Raw genomic sequence first — 26,428 nt, forward strand, 5'->3', positions numbered from 1 at the left:
CGTGTGAACCGTCAGGCCGCGTTCGACGGGCCGCAGGCTGCGGGGCAGTCCTTTGGCGAGTACATCCAGCGCATCAGCGAGTGACGGCCGCTGATACCCAGTTTGATCGCGGCGCGTTTGAGGTAGCTCTCCACGGTGTTGACCTTCAGTTGCAACTGCTCGGCCAGTTCTGGCGCGGTGCGCCCGGCGAGCAGGCCGACACACACTTCCATCTCGCGGTTCGACAGGCTCAGCCCCAGTTGCTCCACGCGCTCGCAAAAGCGCAGGCGCAGGGTTTCCAGGCCCAGCAGGGTTGAATCCGATTGCTCCTGAGATTGTCCCTGGGCGTCAGTGTTCGCCGGTTGCAGGGCGTTGATGTGTTTCTCGACCATCGGCAGCAGCACTGGAGAAATGTCCTGCAACAAACTGCGCTCGTGGGCGGAAAAGCGTTTTGACGGGCCGCATCGGTAGACCGATATCACATAGCGGTAACCGTCCTTGCGCCGGGTCAGATGCAATTGCGAGGCGTCGGTGACCGTCGAGGGTTCGGGAGTGGGCAAATCATTGGCACTCGGCAGAGTGCTCAACTCGGAATACACCGTTTCAGCCAGCAAGGATGCTTCCTTGACGCATTCGGGCTCACTGCGCGGTTGTGCGCGTCCGACCGGTTCCACGCGCATCTGCCGGATGTGCGTGGCGTCCACCGCCAGTTGGGTCAGGATCAGGTCGTGCAGCATCCGTGGGAAATGTCGGCTGCCAGTGCTGGCGATGACCTTGCCAATGTGAGGAAACAGCTGTGAGTTCATGTCGTTCATCCATGAGTTGCAGTGTGGTACTCGTGTTCCTGAACCACCGGAAAACAGCTCCATGCCCGGCGACAGCGAATCAGGAAATTGGATCCTATCCTAGTACAACGTTTCAGCGACGGTTTAATGAAGGGGCTATTAGCTCATAACTGACGGTGAGGGGGATGTCGGGATGACAGGTGTCAGCGAAATGTCTTACAGCTGAGTAGGGATGTTTTTATAAAAATCATACAAGTGACAGTATTTAAAAACAAAAAAAGCCCGTTTCAGCCGAAGCCAAAACGGGCTTTTTCCCTCATAGACAACCGTTACTTCAGGTTGTCAAAGTGGTCTCGCAGGAACTCGTAAAAGCGAAACGCTTGAAACGATCTCCATACGAGGCTCAGCGTACGCAGCAAAAGCTTCATACGTTTTGGCCTCCAGGTCGGGGGCCAAACCTCCAGCGCACTTACCGGACCATGTGTGCCTTCGGACATAAATGTCAGTTCTGTCCATGAGGCGGCCGGTTGTGATCCCTCCGAGCCATCATTCCGGCACGGGTGCAAAACCGTGTCGAAGGGCATGAAACCGATATGGTTCCAGCCAAACCTCACAGATGTACTGGCGAGTGAGCGCCGGCATATTAACCTGTCTTGTGGCGGGATTTTGAGGATCCTGGATATAGATTCGGTATGTTTTGTAATTCGTTATTTCTGTCAGTATGTTTTGGGATGGTAAACGTCAACCAACGTCTTCCTTGTCTTCGGATAGCACGCAAAATAACGTTGCAACGAAGAAAAAAGATTAATAGTATTCCGGCACGTCAGTTCTGTCCGTGAGACACAACAGGCCCCAGCCGCAAACTGAGGCCTACCGAAAAACCGCCCCGCAAAGGTGGTTTTTTTTCGCCCATCGTTTGCCCCCCGCCAGCAATCCTACGCCTCGCTCACCAAGGGCAACCCTGCATCCACCAGCTCGATCCAGTGCTTGACCTGCGTGCGTCCCGCACCGTCGAGGTGGGCCTGGCAGCCGATATTGGCGGTGGCGATGATGTCCGGATGACCGCTTTCCAGGGCGTTGAGCTTTTGGTCGCGCAGTTGCCGGGCCAGCGCCGGTTGGGTTATCGAATAGGTGCCCGCCGAGCCGCAGCACAGATGGGCGTCCGGCACGGTCGTGAGGTTGAAGCCCAATCGGGTCAGCACCGACTCCACCGCGCCGCCGAGTTTCTGCGCGTGTTGCAAGGTACAGGGGCAGTGGAAAGCCAAGCGCTGATCGGCATGAATACCTAGGGACTCGAGCGGTTCCTCACGCAACACTTCCACCAGATCTTTCGCCAGCGCACTCACGGTTTTCGCCTTTTCGGCATAGGCCGGATCGGTGCACAGCAAGTGTCCGTAATCCTTGATGAACGCGCCGCAACCGCTGGCGGTCTGCACGATGGCTTCGGCGCCTTGTTCGATGGCCGGCCACCACGCATCGATGTTCTGGCGGGCGCGGTCAAGTCCGAAGGCCTGGGCGTCGAGGTGATAGTCCACGGCGCCACAACAGCCGGCATTTCGCGCCGGTGTAATGCTGATCCCCAATCGATCCAGCACCCGTGCTGCCGCCGCGTTGGTATTGGGCGACAAACCCGGTTGCACGCAGCCTTCGAGCATCAGCACCTGGCGGGCATGCCGGGTTACCGGGCGGGGTGCGATTGTAGAGGTGCTGCGCGGCAGTTTGGCTTGCAGGGTATCAGGCAACAGCACACGGAAGATCTGGCCAGCGCTGACCAGTCCTTTGAACAGTCCGGGATTCGGTGCCACACCACGCAAACCTGCCCGCAACACACGTTGACCAATGGGGCGCGGCACAGCGGCATCAACCACGGCGCGGCCGATGTCGAGCAGGTTGTGATAGTCCACGCCCGAGGGACAGGTGGTTTCGCAATTGCGGCAGGACAGGCAACGATCCAGGTGCAGCTGGGTCTTGCGGGTAACTTCGTTGCCTTCCAGCACCTGTTTGATCAGGTAGATGCGACCCCGTGGGCCGTCGAGTTCATCGCCGAGCAACTGATAGGTCGGGCAGGTCGCGTTGCAGAAGCCGCAGTGCACGCAAGTGCGCAGGATGCTTTCGGCTTCTTCGGCGCGAGGCAGTTGCCGGGCTTCTTCGCTGAGAGTGGTTTGCATGGCTCAAAGCTCCGCGTACAGGCGACCGGGATTGAAGATGCCCTGAGGGTCGAGCTGTTGCTTGAGGCGACGGTGATAGTGCAGAAGGGCGGGCGGCAGCGGATGGAAAGGCGCGTCGATCAAACCATGGCTGTAGCAGGTCGCATGCCCGCCAACAGCCGAAACCACCTTGCGAATCAGTGCCGCCTCGGCTCCTGATTTGAGCCAACGCTGGGCGCCGCCCCAGTCGAGCATTTGTACACCGGCCAGGGCCAGCGGCGGGGTGTTGTTTGGCACCGACAGGCGCCACAGGGGCTGGTCCTCATCAAAAAAGTCCAGGCGCTGTTCATTCAGATCTGACCAATAAGCGCTATCGAGCATTTCACCACCGAGACGATCACGGGCCGCCGCCACCGAGCCTTCGCCACCCTCCAGACGCAAGTGCAGATGCTGCCCATCGTGGCAGGCGGCGCTGATCGGCAACGGCTGTTGGCCCCATTCAGCCAGGCGCTGCAAGGCCCGCTCGCTGTCCATTTCCAGGCTGATGCTCAGGCACTCACGCGGTTTGGGCAGGACCTTGAGCGAGACTTCGGTAATCACCCCCAGCGAGCCGTAACTGCCGGCCATCAGCCGCGACAGGTCATAACCGGCGACGTTTTTCATGACTTCACCGCCAAAGCGCAGATGCTTGCCGTGGCCGGTGATGATCCGCGTGCCGAGTACGAAATCCCGCACCGACCCCGACCACGGGCGCCGCGGGCCTGACAGTCCGCTGGCGATCATCCCGCCCACCGTCGCGTCGTCGGCGAAGGCCGGTGGTTCGCACGGCAACATCTGTTGTGAAGCGTTCAGCACCGCCAGCAGTTCGGCCAGTGGAGTGCCGCAACGCGCGGTGATCACCAGTTCGGTCGGGTTGTAGCTGACAATCCCGCGATGGGTACGGGTGTCGAGGATTTCTCCGGCAACGATCCGCCCCAGAAACGCCTTGCTGTTGGCGCCCTGAATCCGCAGTGGCGTGGCGTCCTGCAATGCCTGATTGACCTGATCGAGCAGCGCGATGCTGTCGTCGACATCCTTTTCTCGGACCATCAGAAACGCTCCAGCTCGGGGAAGGGCAATTGTCCGGCGTGAATATGCATGGCGCCGAACTCGGCGCAGCGGTGCAGGGTCGGGATGTTCTTGCCCGGATTGAGCAGACCGCCGGGGTCGAACGCGGCTTTGACGGCGTGGAACAGGGTCAACTCGTCGTTGTTGAACTGTGCGCACATCTGGTTGATTTTCTCCCGGCCCACGCCGTGCTCGCCGGTGATGCTGCCGCCGACCTTCACGCACAACTCAAGGATTTTGCCTCCCAGGGTTTCGGCGCGTTCAAGCTCGCCCGGTTGATTGGCGTCGAACAGAATCAACGGGTGCATGTTGCCGTCGCCGGCATGGAACACGTTGGCCACCCGCAGGCCGTATTCGGCGGACAACTGCGCAATGGCTTGCAGCACGCCGGGCAGTTCGCGGCGCGGGATGGTGCCGTCCATGCAGTAATAGTCCGGCGACAAACGGCCCACGGCCGGGAAGGCGTTCTTGCGTCCGGCCCAGAAACGCACGCGCTCGGCCTCGTCCCTGGCCTGACGCACTTCGGTCGCGCCGGCGTTCTCCAGCACTTGGCGGACGCGGATGCAGTCATCGTGGACGTCGGCTTCGACGCCATCGAGTTCACAGAGCAAAATGGCTTCGGCGTCCACCGGGTAGCCGGCGTGGATGAAGTCCTCGGCGGCGCGGATGGCCAGGTTGTCCATCATTTCCAGGCCTCCGGGAATGATCCCGGCGGCGATGATGTCGGCCACGGCGCGGCCGGCGTTTTCCACGGAGTCGAATGCGGCCAGCAAGACTTTGGCCGTCTGAGGTTTGGGCAGCAGTTTGACCGTGACTTCGGTGATGATGCCCAGCAGGCCTTCGGAACCGGTGAACAACGCCAGCAAGTCGAAACCGGGGGAATCGAGCGCATCGGAGCCGAGCGTGAGGTGTTCGCCCTCGACGGTCAGGATCTCGACCTTGAGCAGGTTGTGCACGGTCAGGCCGTACTTGAGGCAATGCACGCCGCCGGCATTTTCCGCCACATTGCCGCCGATGGAGCAGGCAATCTGCGAGGACGGATCCGGCGCGTAATACAGACCGAACGGAGCGGCCGCCTGGGAAATCGCCAGATTACGCACCCCGGGCTGAACCCGTGCCGTGCGGGCGGCCGGGTCGATGTGCAGGATGTTGTTGAAGCGTGCCATCACCAGCAGCACGCCTTTCTCCAGAGGCAACGCCCCGCCGGATAACCCGGTGCCTGCACCCCGGGCCACCACCGGCACGTTTCTCTCATGACAGATTCGCAAAATACCCTGCACCTCATCGAGATGCCGGGGCAGGACCACCAGCAACGGCGCGGTGCGGTAGGCGGACAAACCGTCGCATTCGTACGGTGCGAGATCCTCGCGCTGATGCAGGACTTCCAGCGTCGGCCACTGGTTGTGCAGTGCCTGCAACAGCGCCGCTTTGTCGACGTCCGGCAGGGCGCCGTCGACCTGCTCGTCGTAGAGAATGTTCATGAACGATGGGTGCCCCTTGGTTTTTGTTATCGGGTGCGGGTTGCGTGGGTTGCTCAGCCCAGATCAGCAGCCTCATGTCGTTCCGGTACCTGGCTCGCTTCATCGCCCCAGGTCCGGTTGACGCGCTGCCCACGAATGACCGCAGGCCGGTTGGCGATCTCCTCGGCCCAGCGCTGGACATGAGTGTATTCATGAGCCGACAGGAACTCGGCCGCCCCGTACACATTGTTGCGCACCAGTTGCCCGTACCACGGCCAGACCGCGATGTCGGCGATGGTGTAGTTGTCACCGGCAAGATAAGGGTTTTCAGCCAGGCGCCGGTCGAGCACATCCAGCTGACGCTTGGTTTCCATGGTGAAGCGGTTGATCGGGTATTCGAGCTTGTCCGGCGCGTAGGCGTAAAAATGCCCGAAACCACCACCCAGGTAGGGCGCCGAGCCCATTTGCCAGAACAGCCAGTTCAGGGTTTCAGTGCGACCGGCGATGTCGCTGGGCAGGAAGGCGCCGAATTTTTCGGCGAGGTAAAGCAGGATCGAGCCGGACTCGAAAACCCGGATGGCCGGCTCCACGCCACGATCCAGTAGCGCCGGGATCTTGGAGTTCGGATTAATCTCGACAAAGCCGCTGGAAAATTGATCGCCTTCGCCGATGCGGATCAACCAGGCGTCGTATTCGGCCCCGGTGTGCCCCAGCGCCAGCAACTCCTCGAGCAGGATGGTGACCTTGACGCCGTTGGGCGTGGCCAGCGAATACAGCTGCAACGGGTGCTTGCCGACGGGCAATGCCTTGTCGTGGGTCGGCCCGGCAATCGGGCGATTGATGTTGGCGAACTGGCCGCCGGACGGCGCGCTGTGTGTCCAGACCTTGGGTGGTACGTAAGGCGTTTTGCTCATGAAGCGAACCTCATCGTCAACTGCTGAATGGGCGTGAGCCGGCAGAAAAAAACGACCGGCTCCTGACGAACAGAACACCACAGAAGGGCATTTGAATTCCACCCTGTTGCCCGATCAACGCCTTATATCGTTATTCGATTCGCGGATGCTGCTGCGCCAGATGCTCGCGTTTGGCTTGCAGTTCGGCGATCTCGGCGTCGATGTCTTCGATCTTCTGTTCGATGTTGTCGTGGTGCTCCTGCAACAGCTCCCGCGCTTCCTCTATGTCGGAAGCCGCCGGTGCCGCGCCTCGCAGAGGTTTGTTCGCGGTTTCTTTCATCGTCAGCCCGGTCATCAGTCCGATCACGGCAGTCACCATCAGATAGTAGGCGGGCATGTACAGGTTCTGGGTACCTTCCACCAGCCAGGCCACGACGGTCGGGGTCAGGCCGGCGATCAGTACCGAGACGTTGAACGCCCCGGCCAGCGCGCTGTAACGGATGTGGGTCGGGAACATCGCTGGCAGCGTCGAGGCCATGACGCCAATGAAGAAATTGAGCAGCACGGCCAATATCAGCAAGCCCGAAAAGATCAGGCCGATCTTGCCGCTGTTGATCAGCATGAACGCTGGAATCGCGAGGATGAACAGACCGACACTGCCGCAGATGATGAAGGGACGACGGCCGATCTTGTCGCTGATGAAGCCGATCGCAGGCTGAACGAACAGCATGCCGACCATGATCGCGATGATGATCAGCACCCCGCGATTTTCGCTGTAGTGCAGGTTGTGCGACAGGTAACTCGGCATGTAGGTGAGCAGCATGTAGTAGGTGACATTGGTCGCCGCCACCACGCCGATGCAAGTCATCAGGCTGCGCCAGTGCTTGGTCGCGACCTCCTTGAACGACACTTTCGGGCCGCTGGCCAGACCTTCGCGGTCGCCTTGTTCAAGCTTCTCGACGTGTTGCTGGAACGCCGGGGTTTCTTCGAGCGCGTGGCGCAGGTAGAGCCCGATCATGCCCAGCGGGAGGGCGAGGAAGAAGGGCAGTCGCCAGCCCCATTCCTGGAATTTTTCTTCGCCGATGATCGTGGAAATCAACACCACCACACCCGCGCCGAGGACGAAACCGGCGATGGAGCCGAAGTCCAGCCAGCTGCCGAGGAATCCACGTTTGCGATCCGGTGCATATTCGGCAACGAAGATCGAGGCGCCGGTGTATTCGCCGCCGACCGAAAACCCTTGAGCCATTTTCGCCAGCAGCAGAAGGATCGGCGCCCAGATACCGATCGAGGCATAGGACGGGATCAACCCGATGGCAAAGGTGCTGAGCGACATGATCACGATGGTCGCCGCCAGGACTTTCTGTCGTCCGTACTTGTCACCCAGTGCGCCGAAGAACAGACCGCCCAGCGGCCGGATCAGGAAAGGCACCGAGAAGGTCGCCAGTGCAGCGATCATCTGCACACCGGGATCGGCACCGGGGAAAAACACCTTGCCGAGCACGTAGGCAACGAAGCCATAGACGCCGAAGTCGAACCACTCCATCGCATTGCCCAGCGCTGCTGCCGTAATGGCTTTGCGCATCTTGGCGTCGTCGACAATGGTGATGTCTTTCAGTCGGATCGGGCTGACGCTTTCCTTTGATTCCATGGGATTCACTCTGCATCTGATCTGTCTTTATGCAAACCGGTAAACCCGGAGAGGCTTGGGCCAGAGCGGTTTGCCGTGACCGATGCCATCTCCTTGATGGCACGGCTTCTTTCAGATCAGATACAAGTGGACACGAAAAAATTCACCACTGATTTCGTTTTTTGCCGATGAAAGAATTGTGACGCGATCCTGTGCGCAATTGCGCCGGACTCACGCCAAGTCGCTGTTTGAACGCACTGGTCATGTGTGCCTGAGAGTTGAAGCCGCAGGCGAGGGCGATCTCCGACAGGCTGGCCGTGGAGTCGCGCATCAATGCGCGAGCCCGGGCCAGGCGTCGGTCGATCAGGTAGCTGTGGGGGCTTTTGCCGGTGGCCTGCTTGAAGGCACGAATGAAATAGCCTTCGGACAATTCCAGCAGTTGCGCCATGGTGTGAAGGCCGAGCGGGCCGTCCAGGCCGGCGTCGATGAACTCGTCGAGCAGGCGCATTCGGCTGCCGGTCATCGAGCCTTGGGTCGACGGCGTGTCTTTGCCTTCGGCGCGCTCGGCCAAGGCGAGCGCCCAGGTTTCCCAGTCATCGTCCACTGAGGCATTCAACAACGCACGGCGCATTCGCGAGGCGAGGTCAATGGCCTGCGGGTCGATGCGATTGTTGAACGCCTGCTCACCTGCCAGCGCGATGCCGTCGGTGCGGACCACCCGCAGGTATTCGCCGCCCATGGGTGACTCGGACATCACATCACAGCCGACGGGTACGAACGCCAGACCATTGGGCATGGCATCGAAGGGGCGCACCCGGTCGCTGCCGATCGCGTGCACGCCGCGCTGGCTGTCGAAGGCAAAACCGATTGCCGACTGCGCTGCCACATAGCGCGTCGCGTAGGCGGCACCGGGCAGCAATTCGATCGCCCACGGGCCGGCCTCGATACGACGCACCGGTTCGGGGACGACGGCTGGCTGCTGGCGGTTTCGATGGCTCATGAGCGCCATAGTAGTGAAGTGCGGACGCAAAAGTCAGGTCAGTTTTTTGAAAGCCGACGTGATGTGCCTGTGCCTAGACTGAGTGACGCCCAAGGAGATTTCCATGCACACATTCACTCGCGAAGACATCGAACACGCTGCCCGCCAGGTTTACCAGGTGATGCCGGCCACCGCTCAGTATCGCTGGCCGTTGCTGGCCGAGCGGCTGGGCTGCACGGTGTGGGTCAAGCACGAAAACCACACGCCGACCGGCGCGTTCAAGGTGCGCGGCGGCATCACCTTCATGCACTGGCTGCGGCGTGAACATCCCAACGTCAAAGGCATTGTCTCTGCGACGCGCGGCAATCACGGCCAAAGCCTGGCGCTGGCGGCGCAAGCGGTAGGGCTGAAGGCATTGATCGTGGTGCCGCAGGGCAATTCGCTGGAGAAGAACAATGCCATGCGCGGCTTTGGCGGCGAAGTGGTCGAGTACGGGCGTGATTTCGATGAGGCCCGTGAGGAAGCGGCGCGTCTGGCGCTGGAGCATGGACTCTATCTGGTGCCGCCGTTCCACACCGAACTGGTCAAGGGCGTGGCGACTTATGCGCTGGAGTTGTTCAGCGCGGCGCCGGATCTGCACACCGTCTACGTGCCGATCGGTTGCGGCTCAGGTATCTGCGGCGTGATCGCCGCGCGTGATGCGCTGGGGCTGGATACCCAGGTGGTGGGCGTGGTGTCCACGGAAGCGGCCGCCGCCAAGTTGTCCTTCGAGGCGAAAACGATCTGCGAGACCGCCTCCGCCAATACCTTTGCCGACGGCCTGGCCGTGCGCAAACCGATTGCCGAGGCGTTCGATATCTACGGCGCCGGCGCAACAAGGATCGTCGCGGTCAGCGAGGACGAAATCGCCGAGGCGATGCGCGTGTATTACACCGACACCCACAACCTCGCCGAAGGTGCTGGCGCGGCTGCGTTGGCGGCACTCATTCAGGAACGGGAAAGGATGCAGGGCAAAAAGGTCGGGGTGATCCTGTCGGGCGGGAACATCGACCGGTCGGTGTATGCGCGGGTGATTGGTTGACCAATGACGGCTGGCTGCGTGGCACGGTTTTTCCGCTTGTGATTGGTCCTGACTACCCCTTATAAGATCGGCTTTCACTTTCGATATGAAAAGGGTGTCACGCATGAGCAATGCCTGGAACGAAGGTTATTTCACGGACGAGGGCTACACCTACGGGTATAGCCGGGAGATCAATCCGGTTTTCCAGCGTTATTGTTTGTTGCTGCGTGGTTTTGCCACGCTGGAGAGTACCGACGGTTATCACTGCGAATTGGGTTTTGGCCAGGGTGTCTCGATCAATATCCATGCGGCAGGCAATCCGGGCGGCTACGTCGGCACGGATTTCCATCCCGGGCAGGCAGCCCATGCCATTGCGCTGGCAACCGACTGGGGCAGTGATGCCCGGCTGTATGACGACAGCTTCGAGCAACTGCTGGCCCGCCATGACCTGCCACAGTTCGACAGTATCAGCCTGCACGGCATCTGGACCTGGGTCAGCCGTGACAATCACAAGTTGATCGTCGAGTTTGTCCGTCGTCATCTCAATCCGGGCGGTCATGTGTACATCAGCTACAACTGCTTCCCGGGCTGGTCGCCGCTGGCGCCACTGCGTCAGTTGTTCAGCCTGCATGACCGCTTTGCCACGCAAACTTCTGCGCGGCCGGAGCAGCGGATCGACGCCGCGCTGCAATTCTCCGAAGCCCTGCTGGCTGCCAACCCCAACTATGCCAACTCGGCGCCGAATCTGGACGCCAAGCTCCAGAGCATCAAAGGCCAGAATCGCCAGTACGTCGCCCATGAATATTTCAACCGCGACTGGAATTGCATGTACTTCACCGACGTGGTCGATGCCCTGGCACCTGCCAAACTCGATTACGCCACAACCGCCGTGCCGCTGGACTCGGTGGACCCGCTCAACCTGAGCGCCGAAGGCATGGACTTTCTGGAAGGCATCGAGCACCCGATCATGCGCGAGCAAGCGCGTGATTACTTCGTCAACCAGAACTTCCGCCGGGACCTTTACATCCGCGGCGCGAACAAGCTGTCCACCAGCGAGCACCGCGAGCGCATGCTCAGTACCCGCTTTGCCCTGTTGCAACTGGCCGACAGCGTAGCGGGCAGCGTCACGGGGCCCGCAGGCTCAGCCACGTTGCAGGCGGAAATTTACGGCCCGGTGCTGGATGCGCTGGCGGACGACGCGTATGTACCGAAAACCTTGCGCCACTTGCTGGAAGCCTCGCCTTCATTGAGTTATGGCGATCTGGTGCAGGCGATCAACGTGTTGATCGGTATGGGCGCCGTGGCGCCATGCCAGAGTGAAACGGCCGAGAAACTGGTGCAGACAACCTGCAACACCCTCAATCTGCAACTGTGCAGACGCTCGCTGTTCGATCACAAGATCCAGGTCCTGGCCAGCCCGGTGACCGGTGGTGGCGTGACAGTCAGCCGTTTCCAGCAACTGTTCCTGATATCGATCAAACAAGGCAAAAAGCACCCGGCCGAGTGGGCGCTTCTGGCGTGGGGCATCATCGGCGGCCAGGGTGAAGGCCTGCTCAAGGACGGCAAGGCCCTCACGACTGCCGAAGAAAACATTGCCGAACTGACCGAGCAGGCCGAGGCATTTGCCGAGCAATCGCTGGTCATTCTCAAGGCCCTGAAAATCGTCTAGCGGCAAAAAAGTCTTTTGGGGTCCGGTTTTTTCATCGAACCGGCCGATCAGCGAACAGTTCATCGAGGGCCTGACACGCCGTTGCTGCGCCTTCGATGGACTGCTTGTATCCTGCGCGGCCCGGGACATACGGTCGCTGTTGTTGCCCCGGTCCGACAACGGCCGTGACGGAAAACGGACTTTCCAAAAGGTACTGATGTGAAGCGTGATACCCACCTCGTGATGCTGTTGCTGTTGATGATCGGCTGCTCCCTGGCGTCGCTGACCATCTGGAAGGTGCTGGGCTCTCGGGAGCGCGCGCTGGACGAGGTGAACGTCCACGGGTTGAACCTGACCCAGGCGCTGGCGACCTATTCCGAAGGCATCGTCCGACAGAGCTCGCTGCTCTTGCTCGGGCTCGTCGAGCGTCTGGAAATCGAGGGCAGCGGCCCCGCGCAGATCGAACGGTTGAATGCGCTGGTCAACCGTCAGCAGCCGCTGATGCCGCAGCTCAGTGGCATCACCGTTTACGATAATCGCGGCCACTGGCTGATGTCCTCCAACCGACCGATTCCGGCCGGGGTCAACAGCAGTGACCGGGACTATTTCATCCATCACCGTGACGATCCTTCCCGCGAGCCCTTCATCGGCCCGCCCATCCGTAGCCGCTCGAATCAGGAGTGGGTGATTACTGTCAGCCGCCGCTTCAATGACGCGCGCGGAGAGTTCGCCGGTGTGGTGGCGGTCACCCTGGGGGTCGAGAACTTTCTGCGACTGTTCGGCAAGCTCGATGTGGGGCAGGAAGGCGCCATCGGTCTGTCCTACACCGACGGTACGCTGCTGGTGCGATATCCCTTCCGCGAACAGGACATGGGGCGCAATTTCTCCAAGTCGCCCATTTATGCGAAGTACCTGGTGGACCAATCGGTGGGCACCGCTTCCTTCACGTCCAGCCTCGACGGGGTGGAGCGGCTCTACGCGTTTCGCAAGAGTGAAAAGCTGCCGCTGATCACCACGGTCGCGCTCGGCAAGCGCGAAGCATTGGCGGCGTGGCGACTGGAGGCGCTGCTGTCGATCGTTGTGGTCGCATCGTTGCTGGGGCTCACTGGCGTGATCGGCTGGTTTCTCATTCTCGATATACGTCGGCGGACTCAGGTGGAAGGGGAGTTGCGGCTCACTCAACAGCAGTTGCTCGGATCAAACCGGCAGCTGGAGTTGCTGGCGATGAAGGATGCGCTGACCGGCCTCGCCAATCGCCGCTGTTTCGATGAAACATTGGCCATGGAAGCGCGCCGGGCTCAGCGGGACGGGGTTTCGCTGGCCTTGCTGATGATCGATATCGACTACTTCAAGCTGTTCAACGATTCCCAGGGGCATGTTGCCGGGGACGCCTGCCTGCAACGGGTGGGGAAAGTACTTGAGACCTGTGTGCGGCGACCGTCGGATCTGGTGGCGCGCTACGGCGGGGAAGAGGTGGCGATCATCATGCCCGACACCGATGGCGAGGGGGCGGCGGTCGTGGCGCAACTGATTCTGGAGCGACTGACGCAAGAAAACATTGCTCATCCGGCGAGCCCGTTCGGTCGGGTGACGGTCAGTATCGGCGTCACCGCGGCGGCCGGTCCGCAACTGGCAGTGGTACAAGCGCTGATCGAGACGGCAGATCAGGCGCTGTACCAGGCGAAGACCACAGGGCGAAACCGGATGGCAAGGAAAGCTCCCGGCGACAGTTCCCGTTCACCACTGCCAGTGTGAGCGGTGCTGAACGGGCGGGCGTTGCGCCTTACCGATAATCGGCAGTCATCACGCGTACTCGGGGTAGTCCACATACCCTTCGGCATTGCCACCGTAGACCGTGGCCGGATTCAGTGAATTCAGCGGCCAGTCATTGGCGATGCGCGCAGGCAGATCCGGGTTGGCCATGAACGGACGGCCGAAGGCCACGAAATCCGCCAGCCCGGAATCGAGCAACTGCGTACCGGATTCTGCGGTGTAACGGCCGGCGTAAATGATCGCGCCGCTGAAGGTGTCGCGCACTGCCTGGCGGAACGTGAGTGGCATCGCCGGGGCATCGTCCCAGTCGGCTTCGGCGATGGACAGATAGGCAATGCCCACGTCCTGCAGCACCTTGATCGCTTCGATGTAAGTGGTGTGCGGATCTTCCTCGACCATGCCCAGGTAGGTACGCGCCTCGTCGGTGGTGGTGAACAACGGGGCGAAGCGCACACCGACTTTTTCACGACCGATGCACTCGGCAACACCGGACACCACTTCACGCAAAAAGCGCAGGCGATTGTGCAACGAGCCGCCGTACTGGTCGGTACGCAGATTACTGTGGGCCGAGATGAACTGGTTCACCAGATAGCCGTTGGCGCAGTGCAGTTCGATCCCGTCGAAACCTGCTTCCATGGCATTGCGCGCCGCCTGAATGTACAGCTGAACCAGTTCCTGCACTTCATCGGTGGTCAGTGCGCGCGGGGCGGACGGTGGCACCAGCGCGCCGGCGCCGGGCGCGGTTTCGATGAATACGCTGACCCGGTCGGTGGCCACCGCAGAGGCCGATACCGGCGCGGCACCGTCGGGTTGCAGAGCTGTATGGGACACGCGCCCCACATGCCAGAGCTGGGCGAAGATCACGCCCTCTCTGGCGTGCACTGCTTCAGTGACTTTGCGCCACCCGGCAATCTGCTCGGGTGTGTGAATGCCCGGTGTCCAGGCGTAACCCTGGCCCCGGGGTTCTATCTGGGTGCCCTCGGTCACCAGCAGACCGGCGCCCGCGCGCTGCTGGTAATACTCGGCCATCAACTCATTGGCTACGTTGCCCGGCTGTGTGCTGCGCTGGCGGGTGAGGGGCGGCAGGACAATGCGGTTTTTCAGGGTGTGACGACCCAAAGTGGCGGGTTTGAAGAAACTGCTGTGATTCATGGATGTGCCTTGATCGGAGTTTATTAGACCAGTCGACTAGTTGTCGGGGCCAAAAAAAGACGCCGTGCAACACGCGCACGGCGTCCGGATTGATGACGGCTGAAAGCGTCAGCCGAGCAGCTTCAACAGTTTCTCGGCGACGGCCGTAGAGCTGGCGGGGTTCTGGCCGGTGACCAGTTTCCCGTCAGTCACCACGTGCACCTGCCAGTCGGCGACTTTGGAATAACGTGCGCCGAGGCGCTGGAACTCGTCTTCGACCAGGAACGGCACCACATCCGTCAGACCGACCGCCGCTTCTTCAGAGTTGGTGAAGCCGGTGACGTCACGATCCTTGACCAAGGCTTTGCCGTCAGCGCCGAGCACATGCCGCAGCACGCCGGGGGCGTGGCAGACGAAACCATGAGGCTTGTTGCTGCGGGCGAAGGCTTCGATCAAGGCAATCGAATGCTTGTCTTCGGCCAGATCCCAAAGCGGGCCGTGGCCACCTGGATAAAACACTGCATCGAAATCTTCGGCGCTGACTTCGGCCAGGCGCCCGGTGTTCGCCAGCGCCTGTTGGGCGATCGGATCCTTGCGGAATCGATCGGTCTCGGCGGTCTGTGCGTCGGGTTCGTCGCTTTTCGGATCAAGCGGTGGCTGGCCGCCGGCAGGGGAAACCAGCGTGATATCGGCGCCGGCGTCCTTGAAGGCGTAGTAGGGCGCGGCGAATTCTTCGAGCCAGAAGCCGGTTTTCTTGCCGGTGTTGCCGAGCTGATCGTGGGAAGTCAGAACCATCAAGATTTTCATAGAGCACCTTGGGTGGGTCGGGTGTCATGGCTGTGCGAGGAATTCGCACGCAATCAACACCGGGGAGAAGGTTGGTCGGGGCGCAGCATAGGTTCCAATTAGACCAGTCGTCTAGTAATTTTTTATCCGCATGTTTTTCATGGACCGGTGTGGCAAACTCCCGTTCCTTCGAGTTAAACGACTGGTCTATTGCCTGGTAATCTGCGCCCCGATGAAACCGACCTACGACGACACCCGCCAACACCTGCTCGACACCGGCCACCGGATGATGGCCGAAAAGGGCTTCACCAGTGTCGGCCTGAACGAGATCCTGCAAACCGCCGGTGTGCCCAAGGGCTCGTTCTATCACTACTTCAAATCCAAAGAGCTGTATGGCCAGGCGCTGCTCGAGGACTACTTCGTCTGTTACCTGGCCGACATGGAACGACGTCTGACGCTGCCCGACCTGAATGCCCGCGAGCGACTGATGGATTACTGGCAGGGCTGGCAGGACCACTGCACGCTGGAAGGGCACGGTGACGAGTGTCTGGTGGTGAAGCTCAGTGCCGAGGTGGCCGATCTGTCCGAAGCCATGCGCCTGACCTTGCGCGATGGCGCCGAGCGCGTGGTGGCTCGCATCACCACTTGCATCGAGCAGGGCCAGGCCGATCAATGCCTGCCCGACGGCGATGCCCGGCAACTGGCGGAAACCCTGTATCAGCTTTGGTTGGGGGCCAGTTTGTTGAACAAGTTGCAACGGACCGGGCAGTCGCTGGCGACATCGATGGCGACTACGAAGCGACTTTTGGGCGCTTGAGGCTGCGGTTCAAAGCCCGCGACTGTTTCTGATCAGCTCATATGCTCGCCTGACCAGCGGGTTCACGGTGTTCGGCCGGATCCACAAGTGATAAGTCACATCCGGCAGCCTTGGCAAGCCATCGGTTTCCCCCAGAACCCGCATGTCCGGGCCAAGCATTTCCATGCTGCGCGGGGTGACCCCCAATCCTGCGCGAGTGGCAGCCTTGATGCCAATCAGGTTCGACGCCAGATACGCCTGGCGCCAGGCAATGTTGGCACGCTCCAACGCCTCAAGTGCGTAGCGCCGGTAGATGCTCGGCTCATCCACCAGAATCAGCGGCAGCGGTTCGCCGGGGTTGTGGATGTATTGCGCCGAACAGATCCACCACACCGGCGAAGTACGCAGGGCGAAGCCTTCGAGGGTCGGGTCTTCGCGGGTGGAAATCACCATGTCGACCTTGCCCCGGTGCAGATCGTCCATCAGAAACGGGCTGCGCCCGACATCGATTTCCAGGCGCAGGCGTGGTGCCGAGCGGGCGATGTGGCTGAGGATCGGCGGCAGAATGGTATCGGCGATGTCGTGGGGCGAACCGATGCGCAACACACCACTCAAGCTGCTTTCGCGCAGAGAACTCAAGGCGTCGTCGTTGAGCGACAGCATCTGTCGCGCGTGCCGCAACAACTGCAAGCCGGGTTCGGTGAGGTGTTTTTGGCGGCCACGTTTCTCGAACAGACTGACCCCGACCTGTTGCTCCAGCCGCTGTATATGCTGGGTGACGGACGCCTGCGTGCGCGCCAGGTGCACGCCGGCTTCGGCAAAGCTGTGGTGATCGACCACGGCAATGAACGTGCGCAGCAGTTCGAGATCCAGCGTTGACATGGCTCTGTTCCAAGAGGTTTTTACATCAGCAGTGTAAACATAATCATAAAGAATCGTTATGTATTGCAGCTGGTTTTGTTGGGGGGTAAGTCAAGAGGCCCAGTAAAACAGGTGATTTTCGAGTTCTTTGCTCGTTTGAAGCTCTGCAAGTTATAACGATATTAGATCTTTGCATTTCCGTTGGTACACCGCGAAACCTACGATGCCCCCCTGTCAGGTCGGAAGACGCCGATCATTCAAGAAGGGGAAGTCCATGTTGCCCAAGCACACGTTTGTAAAACGCCTATTGCCTGTGATGTTGGGTGCCGTGGTTTCCATGGCGGGAGCCGGAGCCCAGGCTGACGCGACACTGGACAAGATCGAGCAACGCCACGTACTGGCGGTCGGCGTGTTGCTCTCGGGCGGTCCTTTCGGCGGTATCGATCCCGCCACTCAGCAGCCGCGTGGCCTCAACGTCGAACTGGCGCAAGAACTGGGCAAGCAGCTCGGCGCAGAGGTGCAGCTGGTGCCGGTGCTGCCGGCCAACCGCGTGCAGTTTCTGCAACAGGGCAAGGTCGATCTGCTGATCGCCAACATGGAATGGACCGCCGAGCGCGGCGAGATTCTCGGCTTCGTGCCGACGCCGTTCTATCGTGTGGGCGGCACGGCCGCCGTGCTCAAGGACAGCAAGATCACTCGCTGGGAAGACCTCAAAGGTCAACCGGTGTGCACGTCCCAGGGCAGCAGTTACGTCAAACCGCTGACTGAACTGGGCGCCGAACTGAAAGCGTTCAAAAGCTCTTCCGAATCCTTGCTGGCGCTGCGTGGCAATAACTGCGTGGCGGCGGTGCATGACGCCACGCTGATCAACCCGCTGATCGCCGACAATGCCGAATGGCAGGGCTATCGTGCCCTTGCCCCGGAACTCAATCCGGCGCCGTCGGTGATCTGGACCCGTCGCGGTGAAAGCGACACCCAGGCCCGGCTTGATCCGATCATCAAGCAACTGCACCGCAGTGGCTGGCTGATCGAGGCCCAGACCCGCAACCACATCACGCCCGCGTCTCCTGCGCTGGTCGAACTGCAAAAACAGTTTCAAGCCAACGGCGCCTGACTTTCCTTTTTATCGATTTCCCGCAACCGTCGTCCTGGACGACGGTTGCCTGAGGCCGGCGTGCATGAATCATTATTTTCTCTTTAAAGACCTGATCAACGCGTCAGTGCAGCAGGTCGTTCGCACGTGGAGCGAACCATGACTCACTGGCTTGAGCTTTTCGTCCACTGGACCGCCGGGCTGGGCCTCAACTACAGCTTTGTTCTCGATGCCTATCAGCGCGGATCCCTCGGGCAAGGTGCGCTGACCACCGTGCTGCTGTGCGTATTCACCATCATTGGCAGCTTGCTGGCGGGCGTCGGACTGGCGGCGATGCTCACGTCAGGCAAACCCTGGCTGGCGACACCGGCCCGAATCTTTGTCGAAGTCACCCGCAACACGCCGACACTGGTACAGCTGTATTGCGCCTTCCTGGTGCTGAACATGCTGCTGACCCAGGCCGTCGGTGCGGCGAATCCGCTGACGCCATTTGCCTGGGTGGTGATCGTGATTTCCCTGCACAAGGGGGCGTTTCATGCCGAAGCGCTGCGTGCCGGCATCGAAGCGGTGCCGACCGTGACGCTGGAAGCGGCCAGCTCACTGGCCTTCAGCAGTCGGCAGTTGCTGTGGAATGTGCAGTTGCCGCTGGCCCTGCGTTTTGCCCTGCCATCGCTGATCAACAACCTGATCGATCTGGTGAAGATGACCGCCGTGGCCTCGGCCATCGCCGTGGGCGACATCACCTACGCGGCGATCATGATCTGGACCCAGAGCGACAACGTGCTGGAGTTGATGATCCTGATCCTGAGCTTTTTCGGCCTGCTGAGTTTTATCGTCAATTGCGTGGGGCGCTACCTGGAAGCGCGCCTGAGGATGCCCGGTTATGGCCATTGAATCGTCCGTCAGCGTGATGACGACCTTGCCGCGCAAGCACCTCGGCAAGCTGTTGGCGCTGATTTTCCTGGGTTTGGCGTTGCTGTATTTCGGTGCGCAGAGCCCGGTGTTCAAGGCCTTGGTGCAGTGGTCGCCGGCGCTGGCTGCGGGGTTCGCCCGGAATATTCTGATCAGCCTGGTCGCCATCGCGCTGGGGTCGCTGCTGGGGTTGTTGGTGGGCGCGCTGGCCCTGTCACCGTTGCGCTTGACGCGTCTGCCGGCGCAGATCTGGGTGCAGGTGTTCCGTAATGCGCCGTGGCTGGTGCTGATCTATTTCACCACTTATGTGTTCCCGTTCGAGATTCACGTCGCCGGCGTTTACCTGCCGTTTCCGGACTGGGTCAAGGTCACCATCGGTCTCGCGCTGCCGGCCAGCGCCAACATCGCGGAAATCTTCCGCGGGGCCGTGGCATCGATCCCGGCCACCCAATGGGAGGCGGCGCGCTCACTGGCGTTCACCCGTGGACAGATTTTCCGCTCGATCATCCTGCCGCAGTGCTTCAAACGCATGCTGCCGCCGTGGATGAACCTGTACGCGGTGATCACCATGGGCACGGCGCTGGCTTCGCTGGTGGGCGTGCATGACGTCATCGACACCGCGCAGATCGCCAGCAACACCGTGAACATGACCGGGTTTACCGTGGTGATTTACCTGAGCCTGCTGGTGTTGTTCTTCGCCTATTGCTACCCGATTTCCCGACTCACCCGACGCCTGGAGCGACGTTATGCCTTCTATTGAAACCGTCGGCGAGCCGCTGGTCAGCCTGCGGGATTTGCACCTGTCGTTCAGCGGCAACCCGGTGCTCAAGGGCATCGACCTGGACGTGCATCGCGGTCAGGCGGTGTCGATCATCGGCCCGTCCGGCTCCGGCAAGTCGACCATCCTGCGCTGCATCACCGGCCTGTTGCAGCCCCAGCGTGGCAGCATCCGTGTCGGCTCGACCGAGGTGCACACGCTGACGCAGGAAACCCAGCGCATCGAGTTGCGCAAGCGCGTGGGGTTTGTGTTTCAGCAGTACAACCTGTTCCCGCATCTGTCGGTGCTGGAGAACCTGGTCGTGGCGCCGCGCAAGGTGCTGGGCCGCAACCGGGTCGACGCCGAAAAGGACGCACGCGCATTGCTGGCCAAAGTGCGTCTGGAGCACAAGGCCGATGCCCATCCCGGGCAGTTGTCCGGCGGCCAGCAACAGCGCGTGGCGATTGCCCGGGCATTGGCGATGCGCCCGGAGCTGATTCTGTTCGATGAAGTGACTTCGGCCCTCGACCCGGAAACGGTCGGCGAAGTGTTGACGGTGATTCGCGAACTGACCGAGGAGGGCATGACCTGCGTATTGGTGACTCATGAAATGCGTTTCGCCGAAGAAATCAGCGACGTCGTCTATTTCACCGAGAACGGCGTCATCGTCGAGCACGGCAGTGCCGAGCAGATCTTCCAGAACCCCGTTAGTGAACGCACCCAGACCTTTTTGCGGCATGCCTTGGGCGATCCGGGTCGTCGCCCGGCGCTCGCCAACGATCCCTACCTGCTGAGCAATCTGAGCCGTTACAGCCTGTCCGTCTGAACCGAGGAGATATCCATGAGTACCGTGAACCGCGCCGACGTCATCGAGGACTTCCTGAAGAAAGTCCGCGTCATCCATCAACGGGGCGTCGACCGCACTGCGCTGAAGGAGATCGTGACGTTGCTCGAAGCGCTTGCCGAGCGCCGCGATCTGTTCAATTTCGACGAATTTCCCGCACCGGTGCCGGGGCAGGGCAGCTCCGCATTCCGCTACCGTCTCAACGACGATGGCGACACGCCGACGCTGTACCTCAACTCGCTGCTGCCGGGTAAAAGCACCATCCCCCACAACCATGAAACCTGGGCGATCATCAGTGCCATCGAGGGCCAGGAAATCAATTACGTCTACGCCCGCAGCGACGAGGGCCGCGAGCCGGGTTTCACCACCTTGCATCTGGAACGGGAAGTCATCGTGCAGCCCGGTACCTCGATCTCGTTCCTGGGTGAGGACCTGCACGGCATCCGTGTCGACGGCGACCAGCCGACCCTGCATTTCCACCTCTACGGTTTGCCGCTGGAGTCCCTCAACGGTCGCTACGGCGTCGAGGCGGACGGGCGCATTCTCAATTACAACGCCTCGCAAATGGCCCCGTCGATCAAGGCCTACGCATGATCGACCTGTATTACTGGCCGACTGGCAATGGCCTGAAAATCGCCATTCTTCTGGAAGAGCTCGGGCTGGAGTACCGCGTGCTGCCGGTCAATATCCGCGAGGGTGAGCAGAAGTGGCCGGCGTTCCAGCGTATCAGCGCCAATGGGCGGATTCCGGCGATTGTCGATCACGCGCCTCATGGTCTGGACGAGCCACTGAGCCTGTTTGAGTCCGGCGCGATCCTCAACTACCTGGCTGACAAGGCCGGGCAATTCCTGCCGCCGCCGGGCACCGTCGAACGACAGAAAGTTCAGGAGTGGCTGTTCTGGCAAGTGGGGCATGTCACGCCGTACCTGAGCCAGTTGCAGCTGTTTAAGGAAAAGGCGCCACAACCGCAGCCGTTTGCCCTCGACCTGCTCAGCGGTGAAGCGACGCGACTGTATGGCGTGCTGGAGACGCGGTTGTCTGAAGTGCCGTATGTGGCGGGGGAGTATTCCGTCGCCGACATGGCGATCTTTCCGTGGATTCAGCCGCTGCGTCAGGGCCAGGACCTGGCGCATTTTCCGCAGATCAGTGCCTGGCGCGAGCGAATCAAACAGCGTCCGGCCATCCAGCGCGCCTATGCCAAGGGCCGGGACATCGCGGTCAACGAGCGCTCTCTGGCGCTTCAATAAATCATCTTTAAAAGCGGAACCTCCATGAGCCAGACCGTATCCCCGCAGCAGTTGCAGCAATGGCTGTTCGACGGGCAGGAAATTGCCCTGTTTGATGTGCGCGAGCACGGCCAGTATGGCGAAGCACATCTGTTTTTCGGGGTGAATCTGCCCTTCAGTCGACTGGAACTCGAGGCGGCGCGCCTGGCGCCGAATCCGCGTGTTCGGCTGGTGATCTACGACCAGGATGGCGGTAGTCTGGCGACCCGTTGTATGCAGGTGCTGCAGGGGTTGGGCTATGACAACGTGCACTGGCTCGCCGGGGGCGCCGACGGCTGGGAAGCAGCAGGTTATCAGCTGTTCGCCGGCGTACACGTGCCGTCCAAGGCGTTCGGTGAATTGGTCGAGGAGGCCAGTCACACGCCGCATGTCACGGCGCAGCAACTGGCCGAATGGCAGGCCCGGGGCGTGCCGCTGGTGATGCTCGACGGTCGGCCGTTCGAGGAATACCGCAAGATGACCATCCCCGGTGCCATCTGCTGCCCGAACGGGGAACTGGGCTATCGCATCCATGACCTGATTCCGGACGACAGCACGCCGATCGTGGTCAACTGCGCCGGGCGAACCCGCAGCATTATCGGCGCCCAGACGCTGATCAATCTGGGGCTGAAGAACCCGGTCTACGCGTTGGAAAACGGTACTCAGGGCTGGTATCTGGAGGACTTTCGACTGGAGCACGGCAGTGCCCGGCGCTATGCCGATGAAGTGTCCGCCAAGGGGCTGGAAGCCCGGCGTCTGGCGGCCGCCCGGCTGGCGGATAAGGCCGGAGTGAAAACCGTAGCGGCTGACGAAGTCCGGCGTTGGGCCGATGACGCAGGGCGCAGTCTGTTCCTGTGTGATGTGCGCACGGCCGAGGAATTTGCCGAGGACAGTCTGCCGGGGGCGCAGCACACGCCGGGTGGGCAGCTCGTTCAATCCACCGATTTGTACATTGGCGTGCGCCGGGCGCGGGTGGTGCTATTCGACAGCGACGGCGTGCGCGCGCCGATCGTTGCCAGTTGGCTGCGGCAATTGGGACATGAGGCTTATGTGCTGGCAGGTGGGACAGGCAGTGGCCTGGCGTTGTCCGGCACGGGCGTCGATAAGCCCGCCGCATTGCCTCTGATCACGGCCCGGGCTCTGGCCGACGCACTCAAGGACGAGGCGGTCGTGCTGGTGGATCTGCGCCCGAGCATGGACTATCGCAAGGGGCATGTGGCGGGTTCGCGCTGGTCGATCCGCCCGTTGCTCGCCGATGCCGTGGCCGGGGAGACAAGGCCGTTGGTGTTATTGGCGGATGATCCGGCGCTGGCGTCCATCGCCGCTCTGGAATTGCCTGCGGTTCAACGCGCTGGCGTGCGCTTGCTGGACGGCGGACTGTCGGCGTGGCAAGCGGCGGGCGGCGCGGTGCAGGAGGAGGGCAGCAGTCCGGCAGATCAGGATTGCATCGACTTCCTGTTTTTCACCCATGACCGTCATTCCGGGAACAAGGACGCGGCACGGCAATACCTGGCCTGGGAAATCGGCCTGCTGGCGCAGATGAGTCGCGAGGAAATTGCCAGCCTCAAGCCGCTGAAAACACCGGGCGATGCACGGGTACGCACTCGGCTGATTCATTCGGCCCGCACCGAAGACGGCAGCGGCGCACGCTCGGTCAATGTCCCGGTCACCCGCCTGAGCACCGTGTTGTTCGACAACCTGGCGCAGATGCGTGACGCCCGTCAGCGTCGCGACACTGAACGTGTCTTGAGCTACGGCGCCCGGGGCAATCCCACGGCGTTTGCCCTTGAGGACCTGGTCACGGAACTGGAAGGCGGCTATCGCACGCGGCTGTTCAGTACCGGGCTGGCGGCGGTGGCGCAGACGCTCCTGGCTTATCTGCGCCCCGGCGATCATCTGCTGATTACCGAAGCGGTCTATGCGCCCGTGCGGCGACTGGCCGCTGAGCTTCTGGAACCGTTCGGCATTCAGGTCGATTACTTCCAGGCCGACGGCAGCACCCTGCCGGGTTTGCTCAAGGCCAACACCCGAATGGTCTACACCGAAGTGCCGGGATCGCTGCTCTACGAACTCTGCGACTTGCCGGCGATAGCGAGCCTTTGCCAACCCCGCAACATCCTGCTGGCCGTGGACAACACCTGGGGCTCGGGTTACCTGTACCGGCCGCTGGCGCTGGGCGCGGACATTTCCATCATGGCGCTGACCAAATACCTGAGCGGCCACAGCGACGTGGTCATGGGCAGCGTCTGCACCCGCGAGGACGTCTGGCAACCCTTGGCGTCCATGAGCGATGCAATGGGTGTCACGGTCAGCCCCGACGACGCGTATCTGGTGCTGCGCGGTGCACGCACCCTGGCATCACGCCTGGAGGTTCATGAGCGCCAGGCGCTGGAGATCGCTCACTGGTTGCAGGCGCACCCGGCGGTGAAACGGGTTTTCCATCCAGCACTGGCCGAACATCCCGGGCATGCGCTGTGGCAACGGGATTTCACCGGGAGCAACGGGCTGTTGTCGTTCGAGCTGCATCACGCCGGGGCTGATCAATTGGAGCGATTCATCGATTCGCTGCAACTGTTCGGGCTGGGCGCGTCGTGGGGCGGGTACGAGAGCCTGATCACGGTGACCGATGCGCTGGACAGTCGTGGCGCAGGTTCAGTGTTGCGGCTGCACATCGGGCTGGAGGATGTCGAGGCGTTGATCGAGGATCTGCAGCGCGGGTTTGCACGCCTGTCGTGAACGCTAGTCCTCGCGCACCTTGCTGATCGAGAACCGGCGCAACTTCAGCGCCGTATCCAGTCGGCTCACCCAGTTGATGTCATTGAGATCCGCGCCCAGCAGGTTCTCGATGCGCCCCGTCCGGTAATTGAGGGTGTTCGGGTGGATGCCGAGGGTTTTGGCGGTCTGGGCGCGGTGACGGCCACTTGAGAAGAACGCCTCCAGCGTCAGCAGGAGGTCGGGCTCATGGCTGAGTTGCTCGATGAGCGAAATCAGGTACCTGAGGGTGTTGTCGTTGCTGCGCACGCTGTCTTCGATCAGCACGCTGGAATAGCGTCTGACGAGTTGTTCGGCCCCGTTGAAAGGGAAGAGGTCGATCGCCTTGATCGCTTCTTCTGCCGTGCTGATCCAGCCGGCGATACCTTGATTCAACAGACCGATACCCACGCCGCGCAGTTGGGGCAGGAGCGCGGGCAGTGACGCAGCGCTTTCGGCCATTCGCTGGTCGCATTGGGTCAGGGTTTCGCCTTTGATGCCCGGCAGCCAGATCACCAGTTTGTCGCGGTACCAGACGCGGATCAGTTCCTTGACGGGAATCTTCAGGTGCCGGGAAACCTGCAGGGTCAGGCGGTCGAATTCGTCTTCGCGCTGCAACGGCTGGACAGGGCGCAAGGGCAGTTCCAGCGCGAGCGCCACGCGGGGCGTGCTGGCGTCCAGGCCGAGTGCCGACAGAGTGTCCTCAAATCCCTCGATATCTTGCGGCGAATGCAGCAGGAAGTGATAAAGACGCTGATGCAGATGTTCCCGCCAGCGGACTTTCTGAATCTGTTCTTCCAGATAGGCCTGAACCACTTCTTCGGCGATATCGTCGAAGAAGTCGAACATGTAGCCGGAAATCTGCAACAACAACTCTTTGCTTAATGCATCGTCGTCTCTGGCGAGTTCCAGGTAGCCGCTCCAGATTTCACGCACCCCCAGACTGAAGCCGCGCATCAGCGATTGCAGGGGCACGCCCTGATGGACCCGCCTGCAACCGATCTCCTTCAGCGTACGACGCGTGTCCTGCGACAAACCCTCGCCGGTCAGCAGTGTTTCGCACCACAGGCGCGCGGTGTAGCTCAGGGAGTTTTCCAGATCCTTGCGGGCTTCTGGCGTGAGGTCCTTGTAGCCCGCCATCCGGTTGAGCTGGCTGTTGATCTTCGCAGTGAGCAGGGAAGGGGTGTTCGCAAATTCGCGGGTGATCGTTGCAAGTCGAGCGCTGAGGGTGGGGATTGGCGTCAATGTGTTCACCTTTTTGCGCCTGGAAGTGTCGATTTCACTCGCCGGCGAGTGTCTGTGCGCGCTCTATACTCTTACGTTCACCAAGCCAGTTCAACAACGCTTTCAGCCCGGTTTTCCGGTTGTTTACTGTCACAACGAAGTTATGTTTTTTTCCAATATCGGGGCCGTGGACGGATCGGTAAGGTGCGCAGGTCAATTCCTTGCCCAGAGGTTCCGGTTTGCGTCAGTCGTCACTTGCGGAGGTAGGCATGCCTTCATTCAATCCCGTCAGGCTGGCACTGATACCTGTCGTTCTACTGCTCAGTGGATGCTCCATGTCCCCCTCGCTTGTACTGTTCGGTGCGGCTTTTCCTGACTGGCTGTTCTGCATTGTCGGCGGCGTTCTGGCGACCACGGCGATCCACGTGATACTGGGCAGATATTCGCTGCGCGAACACATTTCTCCTCTGGCACTGAGTTACCCGGCGCTGACCGGACTCCTGGCGATGCTGTTGTGGCTCGTCGTCTTCCACGGATGAATGCCCGC

The 26,428-nt window shown here is 61.2% G+C and carries 23 protein-coding genes; 12 read left to right on the top strand and 11 right to left on the bottom strand.

Going from position 1 to position 26,428, the window contains the following annotated elements; all coding sequences use genetic code 11:
• Positions 1–11: 11 nt before the first annotated feature.
• The 7 genes from AC1RME_RS21165 to AC1RME_RS21195 all read right to left on the bottom strand — a co-directional run bounded on the left by AC1RME_RS21165 (position 12) and on the right by AC1RME_RS21195 (position 9,010).
• The gene (locus AC1RME_RS21165) at positions 12–785 is read right to left on the bottom strand and encodes a helix-turn-helix transcriptional regulator (RefSeq protein WP_493091718.1); all 774 of its coding nucleotides are present in this window, start codon (positions 783–785) and stop codon (positions 12–14) included.
• 914 nt (positions 786–1,699) lie between these two features.
• Positions 1,700–2,932, bottom strand: a complete 1,233-nt coding sequence (gene glcF / locus AC1RME_RS21170; RefSeq protein WP_493091719.1) for a glycolate oxidase subunit GlcF — start codon at positions 2,930–2,932, stop codon at positions 1,700–1,702.
• A gap of 3 nt (positions 2,933–2,935) precedes the next feature.
• Complete coding sequence (gene glcE / locus AC1RME_RS21175) at positions 2,936–4,000, bottom strand: glycolate oxidase subunit GlcE (protein WP_493091720.1); 1,065 nt, start codon at positions 3,998–4,000, stop codon at positions 2,936–2,938.
• The gene (gene glcD / locus AC1RME_RS21180) at positions 4,000–5,499 is read right to left on the bottom strand and encodes a glycolate oxidase subunit GlcD (protein WP_493091721.1); all 1,500 of its coding nucleotides are present in this window, start codon (positions 5,497–5,499) and stop codon (positions 4,000–4,002) included. Before glcD ends, glcE begins: the two co-directional genes overlap by 1 nt.
• A gap of 53 nt (positions 5,500–5,552) precedes the next feature.
• Entirely contained in the window at positions 5,553–6,392 is an 840-nt protein-coding gene (gene yghU, locus AC1RME_RS21185; RefSeq protein WP_493091722.1) for a glutathione-dependent disulfide-bond oxidoreductase, read from the bottom strand.
• A 130-nt stretch (positions 6,393–6,522) separates the two neighbouring features.
• Positions 6,523–8,022 carry a glycine betaine/L-proline transporter ProP gene (proP, locus tag AC1RME_RS21190; protein WP_192560490.1) on the bottom strand — a complete coding sequence of 500 codons (1,500 nt, stop codon included), beginning with the start codon at positions 8,020–8,022 and terminating at the stop codon, positions 6,523–6,525.
• 142 nt (positions 8,023–8,164) lie between these two features.
• Positions 8,165–9,010 (bottom strand): helix-turn-helix transcriptional regulator, encoded by an 846-nt coding sequence (locus AC1RME_RS21195; protein WP_493091723.1) that lies wholly within the window; start codon positions 9,008–9,010, stop codon positions 8,165–8,167.
• Positions 9,011–9,104: 94 nt separating this feature from the next.
• On the opposite strand from AC1RME_RS21195, the gene AC1RME_RS21200 reads away from it, so the two are divergent.
• The 3 genes from AC1RME_RS21200 (at position 9,105) to AC1RME_RS21210 (ending at position 13,443) form a co-directional block, all read left to right on the top strand.
• Complete coding sequence (locus AC1RME_RS21200) at positions 9,105–10,061, top strand: threonine dehydratase (protein ID WP_192560492.1); 957 nt, start codon at positions 9,105–9,107, stop codon at positions 10,059–10,061.
• 103 nt (positions 10,062–10,164) lie between these two features.
• On the top strand, positions 10,165–11,709 hold the full coding sequence (locus tag AC1RME_RS21205) for a methyltransferase regulatory domain-containing protein (RefSeq protein WP_493091724.1): 1,545 nt from the start codon (positions 10,165–10,167) through the stop codon (positions 11,707–11,709).
• A 198-nt stretch (positions 11,710–11,907) separates the two neighbouring features.
• The gene (locus AC1RME_RS21210) at positions 11,908–13,443 is read left to right on the top strand and encodes a sensor domain-containing diguanylate cyclase (protein WP_493091725.1); all 1,536 of its coding nucleotides are present in this window, start codon (positions 11,908–11,910) and stop codon (positions 13,441–13,443) included.
• Positions 13,444–13,491: 48 nt separating this feature from the next.
• Here AC1RME_RS21210 and AC1RME_RS21215 read toward each other — a convergent pair whose 3' ends face one another.
• Together AC1RME_RS21215 and AC1RME_RS21220 are read right to left on the bottom strand one after the other, a co-directional pair.
• A complete protein-coding gene (locus tag AC1RME_RS21215; protein ID WP_493066163.1) occupies positions 13,492–14,613 on the bottom strand; it encodes an alkene reductase in 1,122 nt (373 codons plus the stop codon).
• A gap of 108 nt (positions 14,614–14,721) precedes the next feature.
• Positions 14,722–15,399, bottom strand: a complete 678-nt coding sequence (locus AC1RME_RS21220; RefSeq protein WP_493091726.1) for a type 1 glutamine amidotransferase domain-containing protein — start codon at positions 15,397–15,399, stop codon at positions 14,722–14,724.
• Between the two features lie 211 nt (positions 15,400–15,610).
• On the opposite strand from AC1RME_RS21220, the gene curR reads away from it, so the two are divergent.
• Complete coding sequence (gene curR / locus AC1RME_RS21225; RefSeq protein WP_096820579.1) at positions 15,611–16,195, top strand: TetR family transcriptional repressor CurR; 585 nt, start codon at positions 15,611–15,613, stop codon at positions 16,193–16,195.
• Positions 16,196–16,204: 9 nt separating this feature from the next.
• Here the strand turns inward: curR and AC1RME_RS21230 are convergent, their stop codons facing one another.
• Complete coding sequence (locus AC1RME_RS21230) at positions 16,205–17,056, bottom strand: LysR substrate-binding domain-containing protein (protein WP_096820580.1); 852 nt, start codon at positions 17,054–17,056, stop codon at positions 16,205–16,207.
• A 253-nt stretch (positions 17,057–17,309) separates the two neighbouring features.
• Between AC1RME_RS21230 and AC1RME_RS21235 the strand changes: the two genes are divergently transcribed.
• The 7 genes from AC1RME_RS21235 to metC all read left to right on the top strand — a co-directional run bounded on the left by AC1RME_RS21235 (position 17,310) and on the right by metC (position 24,642).
• Entirely contained in the window at positions 17,310–18,149 is an 840-nt protein-coding gene (locus AC1RME_RS21235) for a transporter substrate-binding domain-containing protein (protein ID WP_096820581.1), read from the top strand.
• A 138-nt stretch (positions 18,150–18,287) separates the two neighbouring features.
• Positions 18,288–19,022 (top strand): amino acid ABC transporter permease, encoded by a 735-nt coding sequence (locus tag AC1RME_RS21240; RefSeq protein ID WP_273535787.1) that lies wholly within the window; start codon positions 18,288–18,290, stop codon positions 19,020–19,022.
• On the top strand, positions 19,012–19,800 hold the full coding sequence (locus AC1RME_RS21245; RefSeq protein WP_096820583.1) for an amino acid ABC transporter permease: 789 nt from the start codon (positions 19,012–19,014) through the stop codon (positions 19,798–19,800). The genes AC1RME_RS21240 and AC1RME_RS21245 overlap by 11 nt, the downstream gene beginning before the upstream one ends.
• Positions 19,787–20,623, top strand: a complete 837-nt coding sequence (locus tag AC1RME_RS21250; RefSeq protein ID WP_096820584.1) for an amino acid ABC transporter ATP-binding protein — start codon at positions 19,787–19,789, stop codon at positions 20,621–20,623. The genes AC1RME_RS21245 and AC1RME_RS21250 overlap by 14 nt, the downstream gene beginning before the upstream one ends.
• A gap of 15 nt (positions 20,624–20,638) precedes the next feature.
• Complete coding sequence (locus AC1RME_RS21255) at positions 20,639–21,235, top strand: cysteine dioxygenase family protein (RefSeq protein WP_096820585.1); 597 nt, start codon at positions 20,639–20,641, stop codon at positions 21,233–21,235.
• Positions 21,232–21,888, top strand: coding sequence for a glutathione S-transferase N-terminal domain-containing protein (locus AC1RME_RS21260; protein ID WP_096820586.1), 657 nt, complete (start codon positions 21,232–21,234; stop codon positions 21,886–21,888). Before AC1RME_RS21255 ends, AC1RME_RS21260 begins: the two co-directional genes overlap by 4 nt.
• 24 nt (positions 21,889–21,912) lie before the next feature.
• A complete protein-coding gene (metC, locus tag AC1RME_RS21265; RefSeq protein ID WP_096820587.1) occupies positions 21,913–24,642 on the top strand; it encodes a cystathionine beta-lyase in 2,730 nt (909 codons plus the stop codon).
• A 3-nt stretch (positions 24,643–24,645) separates the two neighbouring features.
• Here metC and AC1RME_RS21270 read toward each other — a convergent pair whose 3' ends face one another.
• Positions 24,646–25,911: a PucR family transcriptional regulator gene (locus tag AC1RME_RS21270; protein WP_096820588.1), complete on the bottom strand. Its 1,266-nt coding sequence runs from the start codon at positions 25,909–25,911 to the stop codon at positions 24,646–24,648.
• Between the two features lie 305 nt (positions 25,912–26,216).
• On the opposite strand from AC1RME_RS21270, the gene AC1RME_RS21275 reads away from it, so the two are divergent.
• Positions 26,217–26,420 carry a YtcA family lipoprotein gene (locus tag AC1RME_RS21275; RefSeq protein WP_217993306.1) on the top strand — a complete coding sequence of 68 codons (204 nt, stop codon included), beginning with the start codon at positions 26,217–26,219 and terminating at the stop codon, positions 26,418–26,420.
• Positions 26,421–26,428: the final 8 nt, after the last annotated feature.

It is taken from the genome of Pseudomonas sp. GW822-FHT03F08 (genome assembly GCF_058801265.1).